At 57.2% G+C, this 22,319-nt stretch carries 22 protein-coding genes and 1 pseudogene; 12 read left to right on the top strand and 11 right to left on the bottom strand.

All coding sequences use genetic code 11. From position 1 onward, the window contains the following. Positions 1-47: 47 nt before the first annotated feature. Positions 48-632, bottom strand: a pseudogene (locus tag ADJ24_RS16500) (molybdopterin-dependent oxidoreductase); the annotation flags it as partial. A gap of 372 nt (positions 633-1,004) precedes the next feature. On the opposite strand from ADJ24_RS16500, the gene fdhD reads away from it, so the two are divergent. Then, complete coding sequence (gene fdhD / locus ADJ24_RS16495) at positions 1,005-1,841, top strand: formate dehydrogenase accessory sulfurtransferase FdhD (protein ID WP_023309748.1); 837 nt, start codon at positions 1,005-1,007, stop codon at positions 1,839-1,841. 114 nt (positions 1,842-1,955) lie between these two features. Then, positions 1,956-2,168, top strand: coding sequence for a DUF1471 domain-containing protein (locus ADJ24_RS16490; RefSeq protein WP_023309747.1), 213 nt, complete (start codon positions 1,956-1,958; stop codon positions 2,166-2,168). Positions 2,169-2,207: 39 nt separating this feature from the next. On the opposite strand, the gene ADJ24_RS16485 is transcribed toward ADJ24_RS16490, so the two are convergent. After that, positions 2,208-2,531, bottom strand: a complete 324-nt coding sequence (locus tag ADJ24_RS16485) for an AzlD domain-containing protein (protein ID WP_023309746.1) — start codon at positions 2,529-2,531, stop codon at positions 2,208-2,210. After that, a complete protein-coding gene (locus ADJ24_RS16480; protein WP_023309745.1) occupies positions 2,531-3,190 on the bottom strand; it encodes an AzlC family ABC transporter permease in 660 nt (219 codons plus the stop codon). Before ADJ24_RS16480 ends, ADJ24_RS16485 begins: the two co-directional genes overlap by 1 nt. Positions 3,191-3,292: 102 nt before the next feature. On the opposite strand from ADJ24_RS16480, the gene ADJ24_RS16475 reads away from it, so the two are divergent. The 4 genes from ADJ24_RS16475 (at position 3,293) to ADJ24_RS16460 (ending at position 8,404) form a co-directional block, all read left to right on the top strand. After that, positions 3,293-3,841: a helix-turn-helix domain-containing protein gene (locus ADJ24_RS16475; RefSeq protein ID WP_023309744.1), complete on the top strand. Its 549-nt coding sequence runs from the start codon at positions 3,293-3,295 to the stop codon at positions 3,839-3,841. A 17-nt stretch (positions 3,842-3,858) separates the two neighbouring features. Next, positions 3,859-4,854, top strand: coding sequence for a LacI family DNA-binding transcriptional regulator (locus ADJ24_RS16470; RefSeq protein WP_023309743.1), 996 nt, complete (start codon positions 3,859-3,861; stop codon positions 4,852-4,854). 104 nt (positions 4,855-4,958) lie between these two features. After that, positions 4,959-7,082, top strand: coding sequence for an alpha-galactosidase (locus ADJ24_RS16465; protein WP_048702999.1), 2,124 nt, complete (start codon positions 4,959-4,961; stop codon positions 7,080-7,082). Between the two features lie 44 nt (positions 7,083-7,126). Then, positions 7,127-8,404, top strand: a complete 1,278-nt coding sequence (locus ADJ24_RS16460; protein ID WP_023309741.1) for an MFS transporter — start codon at positions 7,127-7,129, stop codon at positions 8,402-8,404. On the opposite strand, the gene rhaM is transcribed toward ADJ24_RS16460, so the two are convergent. Genes rhaM through rhaB form a run of 5 tightly spaced genes read right to left on the bottom strand, consistent with a single transcriptional unit; the run spans position 8,392 to position 13,490 of the window. Continuing rightward, on the bottom strand, positions 8,392-8,706 hold the full coding sequence (gene rhaM / locus ADJ24_RS16455) for an L-rhamnose mutarotase (protein ID WP_023309740.1): 315 nt from the start codon (positions 8,704-8,706) through the stop codon (positions 8,392-8,394). The genes ADJ24_RS16460 and rhaM overlap by 13 nt on opposite strands. Further along, positions 8,703-9,851, bottom strand: a complete 1,149-nt coding sequence (gene fucO, locus ADJ24_RS16450; RefSeq protein WP_023309739.1) for a lactaldehyde reductase — start codon at positions 9,849-9,851, stop codon at positions 8,703-8,705. The genes rhaM and fucO overlap by 4 nt, the downstream gene beginning before the upstream one ends. A 46-nt stretch (positions 9,852-9,897) precedes the next feature. Further along, positions 9,898-10,728 (bottom strand): rhamnulose-1-phosphate aldolase, encoded by an 831-nt coding sequence (gene rhaD / locus ADJ24_RS16445; protein WP_023309738.1) that lies wholly within the window; start codon positions 10,726-10,728, stop codon positions 9,898-9,900. Positions 10,729-10,764: 36 nt separating this feature from the next. Beyond that, positions 10,765-12,024: an L-rhamnose isomerase gene (gene rhaA / locus ADJ24_RS16440; protein ID WP_023309737.1), complete on the bottom strand. Its 1,260-nt coding sequence runs from the start codon at positions 12,022-12,024 to the stop codon at positions 10,765-10,767. After that, a complete protein-coding gene (gene rhaB, locus ADJ24_RS16435; RefSeq protein WP_023309736.1) occupies positions 12,021-13,490 on the bottom strand; it encodes a rhamnulokinase in 1,470 nt (489 codons plus the stop codon). The genes rhaA and rhaB overlap by 4 nt, the downstream gene beginning before the upstream one ends. 300 nt (positions 13,491-13,790) lie before the next feature. Between rhaB and rhaS the strand changes: the two genes are divergently transcribed. Continuing rightward, the gene (gene rhaS / locus ADJ24_RS16430; protein WP_023309735.1) at positions 13,791-14,627 is read left to right on the top strand and encodes an HTH-type transcriptional activator RhaS; all 837 of its coding nucleotides are present in this window, start codon (positions 13,791-13,793) and stop codon (positions 14,625-14,627) included. A 73-nt stretch (positions 14,628-14,700) separates the two neighbouring features. Next, a complete protein-coding gene (gene rhaR, locus ADJ24_RS16425) occupies positions 14,701-15,549 on the top strand; it encodes an HTH-type transcriptional activator RhaR (RefSeq protein WP_023309734.1) in 849 nt (282 codons plus the stop codon). On the opposite strand, the gene rhaT is transcribed toward rhaR, so the two are convergent. Beyond that, the gene (gene rhaT, locus ADJ24_RS16420; RefSeq protein WP_023309733.1) at positions 15,550-16,584 is read right to left on the bottom strand and encodes an L-rhamnose/proton symporter RhaT; all 1,035 of its coding nucleotides are present in this window, start codon (positions 16,582-16,584) and stop codon (positions 15,550-15,552) included. A 288-nt stretch (positions 16,585-16,872) separates the two neighbouring features. Between rhaT and sodA the strand changes: the two genes are divergently transcribed. Both sodA and yiiM read left to right on the top strand, forming a co-directional pair. Beyond that, positions 16,873-17,493 carry a superoxide dismutase [Mn] gene (sodA, locus tag ADJ24_RS16415; protein WP_004203668.1) on the top strand — a complete coding sequence of 207 codons (621 nt, stop codon included), beginning with the start codon at positions 16,873-16,875 and terminating at the stop codon, positions 17,491-17,493. 194 nt (positions 17,494-17,687) lie between these two features. Next, the gene (gene yiiM, locus ADJ24_RS16410) at positions 17,688-18,362 is read left to right on the top strand and encodes a 6-hydroxyaminopurine reductase (RefSeq protein WP_023309732.1); all 675 of its coding nucleotides are present in this window, start codon (positions 17,688-17,690) and stop codon (positions 18,360-18,362) included. Positions 18,363-18,415: 53 nt separating this feature from the next. On the opposite strand, the gene cpxA is transcribed toward yiiM, so the two are convergent. Next, positions 18,416-19,789 (bottom strand): envelope stress sensor histidine kinase CpxA, encoded by a 1,374-nt coding sequence (gene cpxA / locus ADJ24_RS16405; RefSeq protein ID WP_023309731.1) that lies wholly within the window; start codon positions 19,787-19,789, stop codon positions 18,416-18,418. Next, on the bottom strand, positions 19,786-20,484 hold the full coding sequence (cpxR, locus tag ADJ24_RS16400; protein WP_006179159.1) for an envelope stress response regulator transcription factor CpxR: 699 nt from the start codon (positions 20,482-20,484) through the stop codon (positions 19,786-19,788). Before cpxR ends, cpxA begins: the two co-directional genes overlap by 4 nt. A 150-nt stretch (positions 20,485-20,634) precedes the next feature. On the opposite strand from cpxR, the gene cpxP reads away from it, so the two are divergent. Both cpxP and fieF read left to right on the top strand, forming a co-directional pair. Continuing rightward, on the top strand, positions 20,635-21,141 hold the full coding sequence (cpxP, locus tag ADJ24_RS16395) for a cell-envelope stress modulator CpxP (protein ID WP_023309730.1): 507 nt from the start codon (positions 20,635-20,637) through the stop codon (positions 21,139-21,141). Positions 21,142-21,293: 152 nt separating this feature from the next. Beyond that, positions 21,294-22,187 (top strand): CDF family cation-efflux transporter FieF, encoded by an 894-nt coding sequence (gene fieF, locus ADJ24_RS16390; RefSeq protein ID WP_023309697.1) that lies wholly within the window; start codon positions 21,294-21,296, stop codon positions 22,185-22,187. Positions 22,188-22,319: the final 132 nt, after the last annotated feature.

Here is a 22,319-nt window from a genome sequence, read left to right as displayed (position 1 = left end):
CCGCGACCAAATGTTGGAGCAAGACTTGCTACCGTTGGTCCGTGTCAGACACGCGCCTGGTTGTCGACCGCGAGCATACCGAGTGCGCGCGTAAATTTCTGGGTTAAATAACCGGTTTCGTTGCTGGAAGCAGAGGCACACAGCATCCCGGTGGAGAGCCAGCGGTTGACCGTAACGCCGTCGGCGTTCTTCTCAACAAAGTTGGCATCGCGGTCTTCTTTAATGTGTTTTGCGATGCGGTCGAACGCCTCTTCCCAGCTGATTTGCTGCCATTTGTCGGAGCCTGGCGCGCGATATTCCGGGAATTTGAGGCGGCTTTCGGAGTGGATAAAGTCCACCAGACCGGCCCCTTTCGGGCACAATGCGCCGCGGTTGACCGGATGATCCGGGTCGCCTTCGATATGGAAAATAGACGCTTTGGCGTTTTTAGCACCGTCGCCGAGGCTATACATCAACAGCCCGCAACCGACAGAGCAGTACGTACAGGTATTACGGGTTTCACGGGTGCGCAGCAGTTTATACTGCCGCGTTTCCGCCAGCGCTACGCCGGGCGCAAAGCCCAGTGCCGCTGCCGTGGTGCCTGCCATACCGCCAGCGCAGATCTTAAAGAACTGCCTTCTGCTGACCTGCATGGGTCACTCCTTGTTTCGACATTGCTTACATATGTAGTTTTAACTTCGCGGTTGAGAATTGACCGCAAAGGAGAAAAATTTGCGTTAATCCCTCAATTCCACGAGGGATATCATCAGAATACCACATTGTCGGTACCGCTGTTCTAATGGCGTTAATACAAAGTGAACGTATTATCACCATGTTGATTATAAAGTGTGATATTTATCACATTAACAGCTCTGCATGTTAAAGCGGTGTAGCGGGTGGCAGGTTGCACCCCTGCTAAATGAGTAGGAGAATGGTTGTCGAAAAGTTGATCCATACTATGCGTAAGCCCTGTTGTTTGTGATGCAATAGCAGGCTCACCTCTGTGGTTGTTCAGGAATACCGCTGTGTCTAAACAAAACCGTGCTCCCCACTTGTCGCCACTGCCTGCGGGTATTGTGGAACTGTCGGTACACAGACCGCCCCACATTACCCATGCCACGCCCGATTATCTGGCGGAAGAGGTGCCCGTTGCGCTCGTTTACAACGGCATCTCGCATGTGGTGATGATGGCTTCGCCGAAAGATCTTGAGCTCTTCGCGATAGGGTTCTCCCTTTCGGAAGGCATCATTGACCATCCGCAGGAGATCTACGGCATGGACGTGGTGCAGGCTTGCAACGGTCTTGAAGTGCAAATCGAACTCTCCAGCCGCCGCTTTATGGGGCTGAAAGAGCGCCGCCGCGCGCTGGCCGGGCGTACCGGCTGCGGCGTGTGTGGCGTTGAGCAGCTCAATGATATTGGTAAACCCGTTGCGCCACTGCCGTTTACTCAGACCTTTGATCTGGCGCACCTCGACCATGCGCTCGAGCACCTGAATGATGTACAGCCCATCGGCCAGCTGAGCGGCTGCACGCACGCGGCGGCATGGGTGTTGCCGTCGGGAGATATTGCCGGGGGACACGAGGACGTGGGCCGCCACGTGGCGCTGGACAAGCTGCTCGGTCGCCGGGCGCGTGAAAGTGACGTGTGGAAGCAGGGGGCGGCACTCGTTTCCAGCCGCGCCAGCTATGAGATGGTGCAAAAATCCGCGATGTGCGGTGTGGAAATTCTGTTTGCGGTATCGGCGGCGACCACGCTGGCAGTGGAGGTGGCGGAGCGCTGCAACCTGACGCTGGTGGGCTTCTGCAAGCCGGGAAGGGCGACCGTTTATACCCATCCTCAGCGATTAATAGTTGATCAATAATTTTGAATGATAATAGCAAATCCTTCCGCTTTTAGTTGTTCATGATGAGGTCTAGTATTTATCTCATCAAGGCACGGTGCCTTACCTAAACAACTTAATGAAAGGGTTTATATTATGAAAAGCATCAAAACTTTTGTCGCTGTAATCGCTCTGGCTACTTCTTTCGGTTCTTTCGCTGCTCAGACCGTGACCGCAACCGCGTCAACCATTGACGGCGCAGAAGCGAAAATCGCGGCTCAGGCTCAGGAAGCCGGCGCGTCATCTTACAAAATTACCCAGGCGTTCTCAGGTAACCGCGTACACATGACTGCTGAACTGACGAAATAAGCTGTCACACCGTCGAAAGAGCGCCCCCGGGGCGCTTTTTTAGTTTATGCCCGCCACGCGCAGCAGCGCGGTTACCACTGCCGCCGCCACGATCACCACAATTAACGGCATCTTTCGCCAGGCCAGAAATACCGCAAACGCCACGCCCAGCACGCGCGCCATGCCGGCAAAGTGGTCACTTTCATAAAACGTGGTCGCCAGCGCCACGGAAAACAGCAATACCGTTGCCGCATCTGACAGCAGCGCCTGTGAACGTTCTGACAATGCCAGCCTGCTGCCCAGTTTTGCCCCGCCAAGACGCATCAGATACGTTCCCGCAGACAAAATGGCGATGCCGAGAATAAAAATCGTCATATTTCCCATTATTTTTTCCTCGCAGCAAGACCCAGTAAAGAGAGCAGCACCGGTAATCCCACCGGGGCAAACGGCACGGCGGCCAGTGACAGCGCGGCTCCGCTGCAGGCGCGGATCAGCGTGGTGCGGTTTTTAAACGCGGGCACCACCAGCGCCAGCAATATGGCCGGGAATACCGCATCCAGCCCAATGGTTTCCGGGTCCGGCAGCAGTTTACCGACCATAGCGCCCAGCAGGGCCCCCAGCGGCCAGACAATCGCCACGCCTAAACCACATAGCCAGTACGCCGCTTTGCGCTGTTCGGGCGTTTTTTGAGACAGGCCAAACACCACGCTTTCGTCATTCATGATGTGGCAGCCCAACAGGCTCAGACCACGTTTGCCGACCAGCTCACGGACCGTCACGCCAAACGGCACGTGCCGCGCGTTGACCAGCAACCCCGCGGCCGCAGCCGCCAGCGGGTTACCGCCGCTTGCCACAATGCCGATAAACATAAACTCTGACGCGCCCGCGAGTACGGTGATGGAGAGTACAAACGGTACCCAGACCGGGAAACCGTAGGCCATCGCAAGGGAGCCGTATGACATCCCGACCACGCCGACCGCGAGGCAGACCAGGATGATTGCTTTTATGGTGTCGCCTTTCAGGCAAGAGAGATGATGCTTCATACAATTTTAGCCATATCGAACGTGTATCCATTATAATGAACGCAACGAAACTGATTTTCAAGACGAACGATTCGTTCGCTTTATAGAACAAGAGGCCGTTATATGACGCAGCCGATCAGCCTGATCGCCAAAAGTCTGGTGCGAGAACGCCTGCGAACCGGGCTTTCACTGGCGGAAATTGCCCGCCGTGCCGGGATCGCAAAATCTACGCTTTCCCAGCTGGAGTCCGGCAACGGTAACCCTAGCCTGGAAACGCTGTGGTCGCTCTGCGTGGCGCTGGATATTCCTTTCGCCCGCTTGCTGGAGCCGCAGTTGCCGACCACGCAGGTGATCCGCCGTGGTGAAGGGACGAAAGTGGTTGCCGGACAGGCTAATTATGAAGCCATTTTGCTGGCGGCATGCCCTCCGGGCGCGCGCCGCGATGTCTATCTTCTGATGACCCAACCGGGCGCAGACCGTATTTCCCAGCCGCATCCGCCGGGCTCGGTTGAGCATATTATTGTGACGCAGGGGCGGGCGCTGGTCGGCCTGCTCGACGCGGCAGAAGAGCTAGGCGCAGGGGATTACATTTGTTATCCCGCCGACCAGCCGCATATCTTCAAGGCCCTGGAGCCAGACACTTACGCGCTGCTGGTGGCGGAACAAAACTAACGAAGATAAGGAAAATCATGTCGCTTAAAGCCATTGCCAAAGAACTGGGGCTCTCTGTTACCACCGTCAGCCGCGCCCTCAACGGATATGACGACGTTTCTGACGAGACGCGCGCTCGCGTTGAAGCGGAAGCCCAGCGACGCGGCTATCGGCCTAACACCTTCGCCCGCCGCCTGAAGATGGGCAAAATTGACGCCGTCGGGCTGGTGTTTCCCGTACATCCTGTTCCGCTCAATAACAGCGTATTTATGGACATGGTCGGCGAAATTAGCCACGAACTGGCGCGACATGAGATCGACTTATTGCTCATCGCCGACGACGATCTGGCGGATAAGCACAGCTATATGCGCATGGTGCAAAGCCGCCGCGTGGACGCGCTGATTGTGGCCCACACGCTGGATCGCGATCCGCGACTTGAGCAGCTGCAGGCGGCCGGATTCCCCTTTCTGGCGCTTGGTCGAAGCCAGCTACCGCAGCCGTACGCGTGGTTCGACTTCGACAACTATGCCGGTACGTACAATGCTACCCGCTGGCTGATCGGGAAAGGCCATCAGCGCATTGCCCTACTGGGCGAAAGCAACAATCAGGCGTTTATCACCCAGCGCCGTCAGGGCTATCTGGACGCCCTGCGGGAAGCCGGGCTTTCCAGCGAATGGCTGCGCGCCATGCCGCCTTCGCGCCGAGTCGGGTATGCCACCACCAAAGAACTGCTTGCCCTGCCGCAGCCGCCCACGGCCATCATCACCGACTGTAACACCCACGGCGACGGCGCGGCGATGGCGCTGGCGCAGCTGGGGCGTTTATCCGGCGACAACGCCGTCTCGCTGGTGGTCTATGACGGCCTGCCGCAGGATAGCATCGTCGATATTGACGTGGCGTCGGTGATCCAGTCCACCCGCCAGGGCGTCGGGAAACAGATTGCCGATATGGTGCGCCAGCTGATTAGCGGCGACGATATTGAACAACTTCAGGTGCTCTGGCAGCCCGAATTCTCTCCCGGCAAGACGGCCTGAATCTCTCCATTTTCTAAAGTCGATCACAAAACCGAAACGTTTTGGTTTGTATCCGAAACGTTTCGGATCAACACTCAGATCTTCCCGATGACAGGAGATGTCTGATGCAAGATTCCGTTTTACGACTTGAAAGCAATACGGTAGACGTGGTGATAAAAACGTACCCTTTCGCCGAAATTCTCTACTGGGGGCCGCACCTTCAGCACTTTTCGTCGCAGGATGTTGCTATGCTCGCGCGTCCTGTTGCCAACGGCAGACTTGACGTCGACTCCCCGGTCACGCTGATGGCCGAGCTGGGGCATGGACTGTTTGGCTCGCCTGGCATTGAGGGGCATCGCCAGGGGCTGGACGGTTCCCCGGTGTTCAAAACCACGCAAGTGCAGCAGGGCGTTAACACCCTGACGATTACCGCCGAAGATGAATGCGCGGGACTGCGCCTGACGAGCGAGCTGGCGCTGGATGCCAGCGGCGTGCTGGTGGTTCGTCACGGTTTAACGAACCTGAAAGCGATCCCCTGGCAGGTGGACCGTTTTGCCGTCACGCTGCCGGTGGCCGAGCGCGCGCAGGAGGTAATGGCCTTCCACGGTCGCTGGATCAGGGAGTTTCAGCCGCACCGCGTAAAGCTTGAACATGACAGCTTCGTGATTGAAAACCGTCGGGGTAAAACCTCCCACGAGCATTTCCCGGCGCTGATTGCCGGTACGCCGTCGTTCAGCGAAATGCAGGGTGACGTCTGGGGCGTGCATCTGGGCTGGAGCGGTAATCACCGCCTGCGCGCGGAAGCGAAAACCGACGGTCGTCGCTATCTACAGGCCGAAGCGCTTTACCTGCCGGGTGAAATGGCGGTTGAAAAGGGCGATACGCTCTGGACGCCGCGCCTGTATGCCAGCTACTCCACGCAGGGCCTGAACGGCATGAGCCAGCCGTTCCACCGCTACCTGCGCGACAACATCATCCGCTTCCCGGAAAACAAACCGCGCCCGGTGCACCTCAATACCTGGGAAGGGATCTACTTTAACCACGATCCGGACTACATCATGCGCATGGCCGACGAGGCCGCCGCGCTGGGCGTGGAGCGCTTCATCATCGATGACGGCTGGTTCAAAGGCCGCAATGACGACCATGCCGCGCTGGGCGACTGGTATCTGGACGAGAAAAAATACCCGAATGGCCTGACGCCAGTGATCGACCACGTCAAACGGCTGGGCATGGAGTTTGGCATCTGGGTTGAGCCGGAGATGATCAACCCGGATTCAGATTTGTACCGCGCGCACCCTGACTGGGTACTGGCGCTGCCGGGCTATCCCCAGGCGACCGGGCGACACCAGCTGGTCCTTAATCTCAACATCCCTGAGGCCTTTGATTACCTGGTGGAGCGCATGAGCTGGCTGCTGGGCGAACATGCGGTCGACTACGTGAAGTGGGACATGAACCGCGAGCTGGTGCAGCCTGGACACAACGGTAAAGCCGCCGCCGACGCCCAGACCCGCCAGTTTTACCGCCTGCTGGACGTGCTGGGCGAGCGCTTCCCGCATATTGAGTTTGAATCCTGCTCCTCCGGCGGCGGGCGCATTGATTATGAGGTACTGACCCGCAGCCACCGCTTCTGGGCGTCCGACAACAACGACGCGCTGGAGCGCAGTACCATTCAGCGCGGCATGAGCTACTTCTTCCCGCCGGAGGTAATGGGCGCGCATATCGGTCATCATAAATGCCACGCCACCTTCCGCCAGCACGGCATCGCCTTCCGCGGGCTAACGGCCCTGTTTGGCCATATGGGGCTGGAGCTGGATCCGCTCACCGTGGACGAACAGGAGCGCGAAGGCTATCGTCATTACGCCGCGCTGCACAAGCAGTGGCGCGACGTCATTCATCACGGCACCCAGTGGCGAATTGATATGCCGGACGCCACCACGCTGGCGCAGGGGATTGTGAGCGAAGACAAGACGCAGGGGCTGTTTATGGTCAGCCAGCTCGCGATGCCGGACTACAGCCTGATGATGCCGCTGCGCATGGCGGGGCTGGAGGCCAGCGCGCGGTACCGCGTCACGCTGCTCGATCACCCGAATATTCAGATTACGGGCAAGGGAGGGCACACCATGCGTAAGCTACCGGCGTGGATGGAAACGCCGCAAACGGTGAGCGGCGAGTGGCTGATGCAGGCGGGCATTGCGCTGCCGATTCTGGATCCGGAAACCGCCATTCTGATTGGCGTTGAACGCGTGTAAGGGTGACGGGCCGGGCAGCCGGCCCTCCGTTGAGGATAAAAATAATGAACACAACAACCTGTACCCACAAAGACAACCCTAACTTCTGGATCTTTGGGCTGTTCTTCTTTCTCTACTTCTTCATCATGGCCACCTGCTTTCCGTTCCTGCCGATTTGGCTGTCGGACATCATCGGCCTGAATAAAACCCATACCGGGATTGTCTTCTCCTGCATCTCACTGTCGGCTATCGCCTTCCAGCCGGTGCTTGGCGTGATCTCGGACAAGCTGGGGCTGAAAAAACACCTGCTGTGGATCATCTCCGTGCTGCTGTTCCTGTTTGCCCCTTTCTTCCTCTACGTCTTTGCGCCGTTGCTGAAAGCCAACATCTGGCTGGGCGCGCTGAGCGGTGGCCTGTATATCGGCTTTGTCTTTTCGGCGGGCTCGGGGGCAATTGAGGCCTACATTGAACGCGTGAGCCGTAACAGTTTCTTTGAATACGGTAAGGCGCGCATGTTTGGCTGCCTCGGCTGGGGGCTATGCGCCTCCACGGGCGGGATCCTGTTCGGCATCGATCCGTCATATGTTTTCTGGATGGGGTCTGCGGCGGCGCTGCTGTTGATGCTGTTGCTGGTGGTCGCGAAGCCAAAACCCAACCAGACGGCGCAGGTGATGAATGCGCTGGGTGCCAACCAGCCGCAGATCACTGCGAAAACGGTCTTTAGCCTGTTCCGTCAGCGCAGGATGTGGATGTTTATTCTGTACGTGATTGGCGTAGCCTGCGTCTATGACGTATTTGACCAGCAGTTTGCCACTTTCTTCAAAACGTTTTTCGCCACGCCTCAGGAAGGTACTCGCGCCTTTGGTTTCGCTACCACGGCGGGGGAAATCTGCAACGCGATCATCATGTTTTGTTCGCCGTGGATCATTAACCGCATCGGCGCGAAAAACACGCTGCTGATCGCCGGGGTGATTATGGCGACGCGCATCATTGGCTCGTCATTTGCCACCACCGCTGTAGAAGTGATTGCCCTGAAGATGCTGCACGCGCTGGAGGTGCCGTTCCTGCTGGTGGGGGCATTCAAGTACATCACCGGGGTGTTTGATACCCGACTGTCAGCGACTATCTATCTGATCGGCTTCCAGTTCGCCAAGCAGTCGGCGGCCATTTTCCTCTCCGCTTTTGCCGGGAATATGTATGACCGGATCGGCTTCCAGGAGACGTATCTGATGCTGGGCTGTTTCGTGCTGGCGATTACGGTAGTGTCGGCGTTTACGCTGAGCAGCAGGCAGGAGATAGCCGCTGCCGCGGGTGCGGCAGCGTTAACCGGTCAGTCCAGGTAAAACACCTCTTCCAGCCCGGTACTCACCGGGCTGTTGTCCGGGTTCGACGGCATGACATCACGCATGTGTTTCCACCAGCGCTGGCAGACGTCAGTACTCGCGACCGCGTTCCAGCGCTCCTCCGAATCAATCTCCACGGTGGCAAAGAGCAGGCTGCGTTCTCTGTCGAGATAGATGGCGTAGCGGTGCGCACCATGGTCTTTCAGTACCGCTTCCAGCTCGGGCCAGATGGGGTTGTGGCGATGCGCGTACTCCTTATGCGCGTCCGGGTTAACCTGCATAACAAAGGCTTTGCGGATCATAATGCCTCCAGATACAGCTCGCGAACCTCGTTGCGGCTGGCGGTGCGCGGATTGCATGGCGCGCACGGGTCGGCAAGAGCTTTATCCAGCCAGCCTTCAATATCGGCTTTGGTCACGCCGAGCTGGCTGAAGCCGGAAGGGATGCCGACGCGAGCGCTCAGGTCGCGAATCGCCTGAATGGCGGACATGCTGGCGGCTTCAACGCTCATGCCGCGAGTATCGATGCCCATCGCCTGCGCCACGCGGGCGAAGCGGGCAACTGCGTTCGGGCGGTTAAAGCTTTCGACGATCGGCAGCAGGATGGCGTTGCACACGCCGTGCGGCAGGTTGTGCGTCGCGCCCGGCTGGTGCGCCAGGGCATGCACAAGGCCGAGCCCCGCACTGTTAAACGCCATGCCCGCCAGATACTGACCAAACGCCATCTGCTCGCGCGCCTCAAGATTATGGCCGTCTTCGACCGCTTCCGGCAGCCAGAGGTTGATCAGGCGGATTGCCTCCAGCGCGTTGGCATCGGTCAGCGGGTGCGCGCCAACGGACACGTAGGCTTCTATGGCGTGGGTTAACGCGTCCATGCCGGTTGCGGCGGTCACGGAGGCCGGAATATCCAGCATCACGCTGGCATCGTCCACGGCGATATCCGGAATGATATTCGGATCGATGATCACCTCTTTCACCTGGCGCGCAGAGTCGATGATTACCGCGTTGCTGGTCATCTCCGCCGCCGTGCCTGCGGTGGTGTTGATCGCCACCAGCGGCACGCCCGCGTTTTTCACCTTGCCGACGCCGGCATAATCGGTGGACGGCCCGGGGTTGGCGGTGAGGATTTTAATCGCCTTGGCGGTATCAATCGGGCTGCCGCCGCCGAAGGCGATCACGTAATCACACTCCGCGTCCCGGTATGCCGCAAATCCTTTTTGCACCAGCGCTTCCGTCGGGTTCGGGAACACCTCGTCGAACAGGTGATACGACATCTGATGGGTGTCCAGCGCGACAAAAAGGCTGTCGAGCAGGCCCAGCTTTACCAGCTGACCGTCGGTGACAATCAGCGCTTTTCCCCACTGCTTGTTCGCCACCAGGTTAACCATATCGCCAATAGCGCCCGCGCCGTGAAGGCTGATTTTTGGAAGTGCCAACATAAAGCTCATGATAATTCTCCTTAACTATCGCCCGTACCGTCCGGTCAGCGAGGGTTTATGCATAGATTTCCAGCGCTGACCGTAGCGGGGTCACGCCGAAGCGCTTGCCGAGCGCAATAAGCTCTTCGCGGGTAATGGTCTGCTTCATTCCTCCCATGGAATAAACTTTCACCAGCACTTCAGCCGATTTCTCGGCGGTGTCGATCAGGCCGAAAGTTTCATCCAGCGTCGGACCGCTGCCGAACACGCCGTGGAACGGCCACAGCACCAGCGAATGTTTTTGCATATCTCTGGCGGTTGCCTGGCCAATTTCGTCGGTACCCGGCACCATCCACGGCAGAATGCCCACGCCATCCGGGAACACCACCAGACACTCGGTGCTGCCTTCCCAGAGCTTGCGAGTGATGAAATCGGCGCTGTTTTCCAGCACATAGGTCAGGGCGATCAGGTTGGTGGCGTGGCAGTGCATGATCGCGCGATCTTTGCCGTTAGTCGCCCTGATGCGCTCGCAGTGAGAGAGGAAGTGCGCCGGCAGTTCAGACGTGGGTACCGCCTCATCGGTCAGGCCCCACAGAATGTGGTAGCCCGCGCCGTCGCTATCCACTTTCACCACGCCGAGGTTGGCCTGTGGATCAAGCTGAACGTTGCGGAAGAACTTGCCGGAACCGGTGACGATAAACGGCGTGTTGGCCAGCATCGGCATGGGCTGGCTCAGGGCAATATAGCGTGGCTTCTGGTGAAAATCTCCGGTGTAAGGCGCGATATCCGCGTCGTCCAGACGCAGCGTCAGGTTGCCGCCGTTGCGCTCGTCCCAGCCTTTCAGCCAGGCGTCGGAGGTGGCTTTGATCATGCCCTGAACGAACCAGGAGTGGGTGATAGTCTGCATAGTCTTTATTTTCCAGTTATCGCGGTGAGGGCAAAATTACCCGCGCTTGCTCAACACGTTGTTCTCGTACGCGCGCACGTTTTCCAGCCACTGGCTGCCTGCCGGAGCGTCGTTACGCTGGCAGTACATCTCCCAAACGGCCTGCCACGGCAGGGATTTCTGCTCTTCCAGCAGCGCCAGGCGCGCGGTGTAGTCGCCGTTTTCTTCCAGCTTTTTCAGCACTGCGGTTGGCTCCAGCAGCGCGCGCAGCAGGGCTTTTTTCATATTGCGGGTGCCAATAACCCACGCCGCGATGCGGTTGATGGAGGCATCGAAGAAGTCGAGGCCAATGTGCACGCGGTCGAACAGGTCGTGACGGATAATTTCGCTGGCAATCGCCTGGGTTTCGTCATCCAGCAGCACCACGTGGTCGCTGTCCCAGCGCACCGGGCGGCTGACGTGCAGCAGCAGGCGCGGCACGTAGAGAATGGCTGCGGAGATTTTGTCGGAGATCGCTTCGGTCGGATGGAAGTGACCGGCATCCAGGCATAGCGCGGTCTGGCGGCTGGTGGCGTACCCCATGTAGAACTCGTTCGAGCCGACGGTGTAGCTCTCGGCGCCAATGCCGAACAGCTTGCTCTCCACGGCGTCGATGTGGTGCGCCGGGTCCAGCTTCTCGCTGATGGCCTCATCCAGCGCGGCCAGCAGGCGCTGACGCGGGGCCAGGCGGTCGACGGTGATGTCTTTCATGCCGTCCGGGATCCAGATGTTCATTACTGACGGCGTGCCGAGCTGCTCGCCGAAATACGCCGAAACGCGGCGGCTGGCCTTCACGTGGTCGATCCAGAACTGACGGATTTTGTCGTTGGCGTGCGCGAGGGTAAAACCATCGGCGCTCAGCGGGTGCGAGAAGCAGGACGGGTTAAAGTCCAGACCAAGATTGTTGGTTTTCGCCCACTCCACCCAGTTTTTAAAGTGTTCCGGTTTGATCTCGTTACGCGCTACCGGTGCGTCGGACTCCAGATAAATCGCATGCAGGTTCAGGCGTTTTGGCCCCGGGATCAGGCTCAGCGCCAGCTCCAGGTCGGCACGCAGTTCGGTGGCGTTGCGCGCTTTGCCCGGATAGTTACCCGTCGCCTGAATCCCCCCCGTCAGAGAACCGCCCGGGTTCTCGAAGCCGGCGACGTCATCACCCTGCCAGCAGTGCATAGAGACGGGCAGACGGTCGAGCTGGCGCAGCGCCGTTTCGACATCCACGCCGACGGCGGCGAAACGCTGTTTAGCCAGCTCCCAGGCTTGTTCAAGTTGAGTGGTCATGCGCAAAGCTCCTTAGTCAGTCGTTTTTGCTGAAACTGCGCCCGGTAGCGGGCTATTTCATGGCAGGGATTGGGGGTGAAGGTGGTCAGGCAGGTATTCGCGGTGACCACCGAACGGAATTCATCGACATCAGAAAGTTCGTCCAGGGTCATCAGCTGAATACCGATGTTGCCGAGCGTCGAAGCCTCCACCGGACCCGCCACCACGGTGATGCCGCAGGCATCGGCGCAGAGCTGGTTCAGCAGCTGGTTCTGGCAGCCTCCGCCCACGATATGCAACTGGTTGAACGGTGCGCCTCGCAGGTCGACCAGCTCGCTCAGTACATCCGCGTAGAGAAGGGCGAGGCTGTCAAAAATACAGCGCGCCAGCTCGGCAGGACGGGAAGGCACCGGCTGCCCGGCTTCGAAACAGGCGGACTGGATTTCGGCGCTCATATGCACCGGGTTAATAAAGCGGTCGTCGTTCGGGTTAATCAGGAACGTACAGGCCTTCAGCTTTTCGGTTTCTGCGATAAGCGCGGGCAGGTCGTTAACGTTTTGCTCTTTCAGCACGCGCTGAAGCAGCCACAGGCCCATGATGTTCTTCAGAACGCGGTAGCGCCCTTCGGCACCGCCTTCGTTAGTGATGTTCGCCGCCATCGCGGCGTCGCTGGTGTACGGCGTTTTGCTCTCAAAACCCATCAGCGACCAGGTGCCGGACGAGAGGTAGGCCGCGTCTCTACTGGCCAGCGGGGATGCAATTACTGCGCTGGCGGTATCGTGACTGGCGACGGCAACGACGGGGATTTCATTCCCCTGCGGGCAAATCCACCGACCTATCACATTTCCGGGGTGCGTTGGCGTGCCGAACCAGGAGGGCGAGGCGCCCGTCCAGGTCAGCAGGGTTTCATCCCAGCTATCGGTGTTGATGTTGACCAGCTGCGTGGTGGTGGCATTGGTGTATTCCCAGTTCATGTTGCCGGTCAGCCGATAGCTTAAGTAGTCCGGAATGAGTAACGCGTGCGTCACCTTTTTGACCAGCTCCGGCTGCTGCTCAACCAGCGCGCGCAGCTGATAGAGCGTGTTAAACGGCAGAAACTGAATACCGCTGCGGCCATAGATGTTGTCCATGCCAAGCTGTGCGATGGCGTGTGTCATCAGCCCGTCGGTGCGACTGTCGCGATACGAGACGGGCAGGCCGACGCGTTCGCCGCGGCTGTCGAGCAGAACGTAGTCCACGCCCCAGGTATCGATGCCGATGCTGTCGATGCGAATGCCGTCATTGCAGACGTTGTTCAGCCCGGTGCGGATCTCCGCTTCCAGGGCATCAATATCCCAGGTATCAAAACCGTCCTGTTTTTGCAGGCAGTTGGCGAAACGGTGCATTTCGCGAAGCGTAAGTATGCGCCGATCGCAGTCCCAGGTGGCGAGCATTACGCGGCCGCTGGATGCGCCTAAATCGACAGCCACACAATGGCGAAAAGTCATGGTCAGGTCCCTTCTTAAGTCATTGGTGCTGAGTGTAAAAAAGGGACGAAAAGACCACCTTCTCGTCACTGACAGCACGAATCTCGCGCTGGCAAGAAAGCAAAGATGATCGTGAGGAAGTTCACAATTTCCTGTTATGGCAGGGTTTTCTGGCAATGTGACGCTGACCGCATTTCCCGATTTTTCCGTCTGTTTCTTGAAAAACTGACGGCTTTTGCGCCGTTTGCTGTCAAAAATTTAAGGTGAGTGCGGAAGGCCTTAATTACTATTCGAGAACTTTCCTCATTGGTGGGGGCCGTTATGACCGTATTGCACAGCGTCGATTTTTTCCCGTCGGGAACGTCTCCGGTTGCGATAGAGCCCCGGCTCCCGCAGGCTGCGTTTCCTGAACATCATCATGATTTTCATGAAATTGTGATTGTCGAGCATGGAACGGGTATTCATGTCTTCAACGGCCAGCCCTACACCATCAGCGGCGGTATGGTGTGCTTCGTGCGCGATCACGACAGGCATTTGTATGAACATACCGACAACCTGTGCCTGACCAACGTGCTCTATCGTTCGCCGGACGCGTTCCAGTTTCTGTCGGGGTTGAACAAGCTACTGCCCCAGGAGCAGGATGGATACTACCCGTCTCACTGGCGGGTCAATCAGTCCACGTTGCAGCAGGTGCGCCAGCTGGTGAATCAACTGGAGCAGAGCGAGCGCGGGCAGGAGACGTATGCTATTGCCTCCCGCGAACTGCTGTTTATGCAACTGCTGGTGCTGCTGCGTCGCAGCAGCCTTGTGGAAGGGCTGGAAAATAACGACGCGCGCCTGAACCATCTGATGGCCTGGCTGGAAGATCATTTCACCGAGGATGTCTGCTGGGAGACGCTGGCGGATGATTTTTCACTGTCCCTGCGCACCCTGCATCGCCAGCTTAAGCAGCACACCGGGCTGACGCCGCAGCGCTACCTTAACCGTCTGCGCCTGATCAAAGCGCGTCATCTTTTACGTCACACCGACGAAAGCGTCACGGATATTGCCTACTGCTGTGGTTTTGGCGACAGCAATCACTTTTCAACGCTGTTTCGCCGGGAATTTAGCTGGTCGCCGCGCGATATCCGTCAGGGAAAGGATGCTTCACTCCAGTAACGCGAATGCAATCACCGTTTTATTGCCGCAAAAAGGCTAATAATATCCGGTTATTCACCGTAGAGGTGGTGGTGTGGCCGCTCAGTTAATTCTTCGCAAAGATGATTTTTTTGCCTCCGCGAGTCAGGCCGTCGCGGTGGCCGACCGCTACCCGCAAAATGTCTTTGCCGAGCATACCCACGAGTTTTGCGAGCTGGTGCTGGTATGGCGCGGCAACGGCTTACACATCCTCAACGACCGGCCCTACCGCATCACGCGTGGCGATCTGTTTTACATCCGCGCCGAAGACAAACACGCTTACGCCTCGGTTAACGATCTGGTGTTGCAGAACGTTATCTACTGTCCGGACAGGCTTAAACTGAATGTCGACTGGCCGGCCCATATCCCCGGTTTTCTCAATGCCAGAGGCGAACCCCACTGGCGCTTAAGCAGCAACGGCATGGCTCAGGTGCGCCAGACGATCGCCCAGCTGGAGCAGGAGAGCCAGAAGCACGATCCCGTGGCAAATCCGATGGCGGAACTGCTGTTCGCCCAGCTGGTGATGACCCTCAAACGTCATCGTTACGCGACCGATAACCCCTCCGCAACCGTCCAGGAAGCGCTGCTGGACAAGTTGATTGCCCGGCTTGCGGGCAGCCTGAACAAAAGTTTCGTTCTGGAAAAGTTTTGCGAGCAGGAGCAGTGCAGCGAGCGCGCGCTGCGCCAGCAGTTCCGCACCCAGACTGGGATGACGGTGAACCACTACCTGCGTCAGCTGCGCATCTGCCACGCCCAGTACCTGTTGCAGCATACCGAGCTGATGGTCAGTGAAGTGGCGATGCGCAGCGGATTTGAGGACAGTAATTACTTTTCGGTGGTGTTTAACCGCGAGGTGGGGATGACGCCGGTTCAGTGGCGTCATCGCAGTCGAAAGGCAGCGTAATCAGTTCGCCATGCCGAGGCCCACGATATTGGCCGCGATAATAATCACCACGCAGCCCAGGCTCAGCACGCCCACCGGACGACGCCCGGCGTTGTTCCACTCCTTCAGTACCAGCCCAACCAGTCCGCCACACAGCACGTAGAAGCTCATATGCAGCATCCAGCTTATGTAGTCGTACTGTGGTGGGATGCTGGCGTGGCCCCAGGCGTAGAAAAAGAACTGCAGATACCACATGAGGCCGCCCAGCATCGACAGCAGCACATTGGTGATGATTAAGGATTTTGCCAGTGAGAAATCGGCTTTTACCGACAAATCCTTCACTTTTGCCAGACGAATAAAGCAGAAGCCGAGGTTTACCAACGCGCCGCCGCCCATGATCACCACGTAGCTTGGCAGCGCCACGTACAGCGGGTCGACGCCCAGCGCGGCGGCCGCTTCGTGCATGGGTTTTGCGGCGTTCATGGCGAACGACATGCCCGCCGAGAAGATGCCGCACATCACTGCCAGCAGCAGCCCCTTCTTCAGGTTAAAGTCTTCGGCTTTGATGCCCATCTTGCGCTCTTTCAACTGTCCCGCGCGGGTGACGATACCCACGCCTATCACCGCAACAAGCACGCCAAGCAGCGTCATTTGCCCGCCTTTGGTGTTGATCAACACGTCGACATTGCCGTTAAGAATGGGCGTCATCAGCGTGCCGACGATGAGCGTAATGCCAATTGCGATGCCAATACCCATCGACATCCCGAGGTAGCGCATGGTCAGGCCGTAATTGATGTTGCCGATGCCCCACATCGCACCGAAAAGAAACACCGGCAGCAGGGTGGAGGCACTGAAGGAAGTAAAGTAGCCCCAGAAATCCGGGAGCAGCATGGCGCTAATGGTCCACGGCAAAATCAGCCAGGACACGGTACCGCCAACTGACCACATGGTTTCCCACGACCACCCTTTCACCTTTTTAAACGGGGCATAGAAACAGGCTGCACTGGCCGCGCCTATCAAATGCCAGAAGATACCCATCGTAATCGCATGATTCATTTTTACGTCCTCATCGTTTTTATAGCCGGTGGCTTCCCCCCGGCTTGATGAGTGTAAAAATTAGGCAGTTCAGGAACCTTCAGACTGTTGCCGCAATTTAGTTTTGGATGGCAATCAACACGTTAACCGGGTGAGCAGACTCACAATTTTGTGATAAGGCAAAAATCAAATAACCTTATAAAAACTACGGCATTGATAATCATTTTCAATATCATTTAATTAACTATAATGAACCAACTGCTTACGCGGCATTAACAGCTGTGCCGCCCGACAATAATGGAGAGGATTATGAGTTATACACTGCCATCCCTGCCGTATGCCTACGACGCACTGGAACCGCATTTCGACAAGCAGACGATGGAAATCCATCACACTAAACACCACCAGACCTATGTGAACAACGCGAACGCCGCGCTGGAAAGCCTGCCAGAGTTCGCTAACCTGTCTGCTGAAGAGCTGATCACCAAGCTGGACCAGCTGCCAGCGGACAAGAAAACCGTTCTGCGTAACAACGCTGGCGGCCACGCTAACCACAGCCTGTTCTGGAAAGGCCTGAAGACCGGTACCACCCTGCAGGGCGACCTGAAAGCGGCTATCGAGCGCGACTTCGGCTCCGTTGACAACTTCAAAGCGGAATTCGAAAAAGCCGCTGCAACCCGTTTCGGCTCTGGCTGGGCGTGGCTGGTTCTGAAAGGCGACAAGCTGGCGGTAGTGTCTACTGCTAACCAGGACTCCCCGCTGATGGGTGAAGCAATCTCTGGCGCATCCGGCTTCCCAATCCTGGGCCTGGACGTGTGGGAACACGCTTACTACCTGAAATTCCAGAACCGTCGCCCGGACTACATCAAAGCGTTCTGGGACGTAGTGAACTGGGACGAAGCAGCAGCGCGTTTCGCCGCTAAAAAATAAGGTTGCATTGACGCCTGTGAGAAGCGAGTCTTATGACTCGCTTTTTTTGTATCTGTATACCCGTCATACTTCAAGTTGCAGGTGCGTTGGCTGCGTTCGCTCACCCCAGTCACTTACCTGAGTAAGCTCCTGGGGATTCACTCTCTTGCCGCCTTCCTGCAACTCGAATTATTTAGGGCATAAAAGGAGCAGCGATGCATTATCCGGTGAATGTATTTACAGGCAAGGTAAGGGAGTACGACGGCAGCCGCCCGAGTGCCATCGCCAAAATTCAGGTCGACGGTGAGCTGACGTTAACCGACCTCGGGCTTGCGGGTGACGAGCAGGCCGAAAAGAAAATCCACGGCGGGCCCGATCGCGCGCTGTGCCACTACCCGCGTGAACACTATCAGCACTGGAAAACCGAATTCCCCGAGCAGGCGGACCTCTTCGTTGCCCCCGCGTTTGGCGAGAATCTCTCCACCGAAGGGCTCACCGAAAAGAACGTGTTTATCGGTGATATCTACCGCTGGGGCGATGCCCTGATTCAGGTGACGCAGCCACGCTCGCCGTGCTTCAAGCTCAACTACCATTTCGGTATTCAGGATATGTCGGCCCAGCTGCAAAAAGCGGGTAAAACCGGCTGGCTGTATCGTGTGGTGCTGGCTGGGCAGATTTCAGCGGACGCCCCGCTTGAACTGGCGTCGCGCCTGAGCGATGTGTCTGTTTATGACGCCTGCGCCATTGCCTGGCATATGCCGTTTGACGACGAACAGTATCACCGCCTGCTGTCGGCGGCGGGGCTATCGACCAGCTGGACGAGAACGATGCAGAAGCGGCGTTTAAGCAGCAAGATCGAAGATAATTCGCGGAGATTGTGGGGGAAATAGTCCTCCGCAGAAAGTAGGCCGGGTAAGGCGAAGCCGCCACCCGGCACTAACACCTACGAACGCTTATACAACGGTAGCCACAGCGTTAACCGTAGTCCACCCAGCGGACTGTCATCGGCTTTCACCCAGCCACGGTGCTGCTGCATGGCAGTTTCAACAATCGCCAGACCCAGTCCCGTACCACCTGATTCCCGGTCGCGCGCCTCATCGGTACGATAGAACGGACGGAAAATCTGCTCGCGGTCTTCCGGGCTGACGCCAGGACCGTCGTCATCGACAATGACGGTGATCCCGTCTTTATCCACCGAGAACGCCACCTCAATCTTCGTATGCGAGTAGCGAAGAGCGTTACGCACGATGTTCTCCAGCGCGCTTTCCAGCGTGTTGGGGTTACCGTACAGCGGCCACGGGCCCGGCGGGAAGTTGACGGTGAAGGATTTACCCATCTGTTCCGCTTCGAACGCCGCGTTGTCCAGCACCTCGTGCCAGAGGTGATTCGCCTTCACCGTTTCGCTGACCAGCGCGTTTTTCTGCTGATTGCGCGACATGACCAGCAGGTCGTTGATCATGCTGTCCAGGCGGTGCGCTTCCGTTTCAATACGCTCCAGCTCTTTGCTCTCACCGCTGCGGCGGCGCAGCAGCGCGGTGCCAAGCTGCAAGCGCGTAAGCGGGGTACGCAGCTCGTGCGAGATATCCGACAGCAGACGCTGCTGCGCTGTCATCATGCGATCGAGGGCGCTCACCATCTGGTTAAAACTGGTTCCGGCGGCAAGGAACTCCTGCGGACCTGCTTCCAGCTCAGGGTGCTGTCGCAGGTTACCCTGCGCCACCTCATCGGCGGCATTCTTCAGCTTACGCGCCGGTTTTGCCAGGCTCCACGCCAGCCATAACAGCAGCGGCGAGCTGACCAGCATGGTGACAATCAGCAGCAGGAGAGGGCGGTCAAACAGCAGGTTGATAAAATCAGACTGGGAGTTACTCGCCGGACGGATCAGGTAGAGCTGATAATTATCCTCTCCGTCCCTGACGGAGAAAGGCCCCACCATCTCTACGCGGCCATATTTCTTCTTCTGGGGATGATCGGCGTTATCCGCCTGGCCAATGAAGTTGCGGATAATCTGCATTTCATTGCGATCGGCCCCAATCACGCGGCCTTCGCTGGTCACCAGCAGCAGGCGTTGTCCGGGCGGCGCCCACTTGTCGATAGCGCGAAACAGCCTGCGCCACCACATTAAATCGTTCGGCGGATCGTTTGCCAGCTCGGCTTCCACGTGCTGCTCGATCATCACGCCCTGACGTTGCTCGCTGTCGAGAAGCTCCGTCATCTGGCGTGAGTCGAGTTTTGGCAACATCAGTACGAGCATTAAAACCAGTGCCAGCGTCAGCCAGAAGATGGCGAAGATGCGGGCGGTTAAGCTTCCTATCATGAAGCAGAAACCATCAGATAACCGCGACCACGCAGGGTTTTAAACCATGGGTGACCGTCTTTACGCTCCGGCAGCTTACGGCGCAGGTTAGAGATGTGCATGTCGATGGCGCGGTCAAACGGGGTGAGGCGTTTGCCCAGCACTTCCTGGCTTAGATGTTCACGCGAAACCACCTGGCCGAGGTGCTGCGCCAGCAGATACAGCAGGGTGAACTCCGTGCCGGTCAGTTCCAGCGTCTGGCCATCAAAGCTTGCTTCCTGACGGCCCGGGTTCAGGCTCAGGGAATCGACTTCAAGGGTGGGTGAGCTGTTGTCGGTATTTTGCTGCTGCTCGCTCCAGTGCGAACGGCGCAGGATAGCGCGAATACGGGCAACCAGTTCACGGTCGTTAAACGGCTTCGGTAAATAGTCATCCGCGCCCAGCTCAAGGCCGAGTACGCGGTCAAGTTCGCTGCCGCGTGCGGTCAGCATGATTACGGGAGTCTGGTGTGTCTGGCGAAGCTCTTTCAACGTATCAATACCGTTTTTCTTCGGCATCATCACGTCGAGCAAAAGTAAATCGATGCTGTCGTCAAGGAGACTCAGCGCCTGCTCGCCATCATGGGCAACCAGGACGTTGAAACCTTCCATGTCGAGCAACTCCTTTAAAAGGGATGTGAGCTCTCGGTCATCATCAACTAACAGGATTTTATTCATTGTTTAAATACCTCCGAGGCAGAAATTACGACATCAAGGCTATCTAATCCATGACTTTACGTTGTTTTACACCCCCTGACGCATGTTTGCAGCCTGAATCGTAGACTGTCTCTCGTTGAATCGCGACACGAAAGATTTTGGGAGCAAGTGATGCGCAAAGTTACCGCTGCCGTCATGGCCTCAACGCTGGCGTTCAGTGCGTTTAGCCAGGCTGCTGAAGCTATCATCAGCGATAACAGTCCCTTACAAGAGGGTGCAACGCAGAACAGCAGCCAAAGCCATATGTTTGACGGCATAAGTTTAACCGAACATCAGCGTCAACAGATGCGAGATCTGATGCAGAGGGCACGACACGACCAGCCCCCTGTTAATGTTAGCGAAATGGAGACAATGCATCGCCTTGTCACCGCAGAAAATTTTGACGAAAGCGCTGTACGCGCTCAGGCCGAAAAAATGGCACAGGAACAGGTTGCCCGCCAGGTAGAGATGGCGAAGGTCCGCAACCAGATGTTCCATCTGCTAACGCCTGAGCAGCAAGCGGTTTTGAACACTAAACATCAGCAGCGAATGGACCAGCTGCGTGAGGTTGCACGGATGCAGCGAAGCTCAGAAACGTCGTTTTTCAGTAGCAATAGCAGTACCCGTAGTAACCAGTAAACCCTGTTTTCCTTGCCATAGACACCATCCCTGTCTTCCCCCACATGATGTGGGGGTTTTTTTTGCCCCGCATCCGCCCTGTTAACCGTTTATTCATCCTTAGACTCCCCATGCTTCCGTTATAATAGCGGCATGACATGACAGGAGCGTTTATGAATCAATCCTATGGAAGACTGGTAAGCCGGGCCGCCATTGCGGCGACCGTCATGGCCTCCAGCCTGTTGCTGATTAAAATCTTTGCTTGGTGGTACACCGGCTCGGTCAGTATTCTGGCGGCGCTGGTGGACTCGCTAATGGACATTGCCGCCTCGTTGACCAACCTGCTGGTCGTGCGTTACTCGCTGCAGCCAGCGGATGAAGAGCACACCTTTGGGCACGGTAAAGCGGAGTCGCTGGCCGCGCTGGCGCAAAGTATGTTTATATCCGGTTCTGCGCTGTTCCTGTTTCTCACCGGCATTCAGCATCTCGTCTCGCCGACACCGATGAACGATCCCGGCGTCGGCGTCGTTGTGACGATCGTTGCGCTTATTTGCACACTTGTTCTGGTAACGTTCCAGCGCTGGGTCGTTCGCAAAACGCAAAGTCAGGCCGTACGGGCGGATATGCTTCATTATCAATCTGATGTTATGATGAATGGGGCTATTCTTATTGCGCTCGGTCTGGCCTGGTATGGCTGGCATCGCGCCGATGCGTTATTTGCGTTAGGGATTGGTATCTATATTTTATATAGCGCCCTGCGGATGGGGTATGAAGCGGTGCAATCACTGCTTGACCGCGCCCTCCCGGACTCAGAACGTAATGAAATTTTTTCTATCGTGACCTCCTGGCCCGGCGTCAGCGGTGCACACGATCTTCGAACGCGGCAGTCAGGGCCGACCCGCTTTATTCAGATTCATATTGAAATGGAAGACAACCTGCCACTGGTTCAGGCTCACGTTATTGCTGAACAGGTCGAGCAGGCGATTTTGCAGCGTTTTCCTGGTTCAGACGTCATCATTCACCAGGATCCCTGTTCGGTTGTACCCGGTCATGTTGGGCTTTCGTAATTCGTTGTAAAAAAGTGAGCCAGGCCAGCATTTTGTGTATAAATTACCGCCGTTTGGTCTGACCTGAATCAATTCAGCTGGAAGGGATTGATATACTATTTGCAGTATTCGTTGGTCGATAAGTTTCTTCCG

Origin of the sequence: Enterobacter sp. 940_PEND (genome assembly GCF_001059415.1) — a bacterium.
Taxonomy (GTDB): Bacteria; Pseudomonadota; Gammaproteobacteria; order Enterobacterales; family Enterobacteriaceae; genus Enterobacter; species Enterobacter cloacae_M.
The sequence above is the reverse complement of the archived record's forward strand: the minus strand, read 5'-3'. Positions and strand labels throughout refer to the sequence as shown.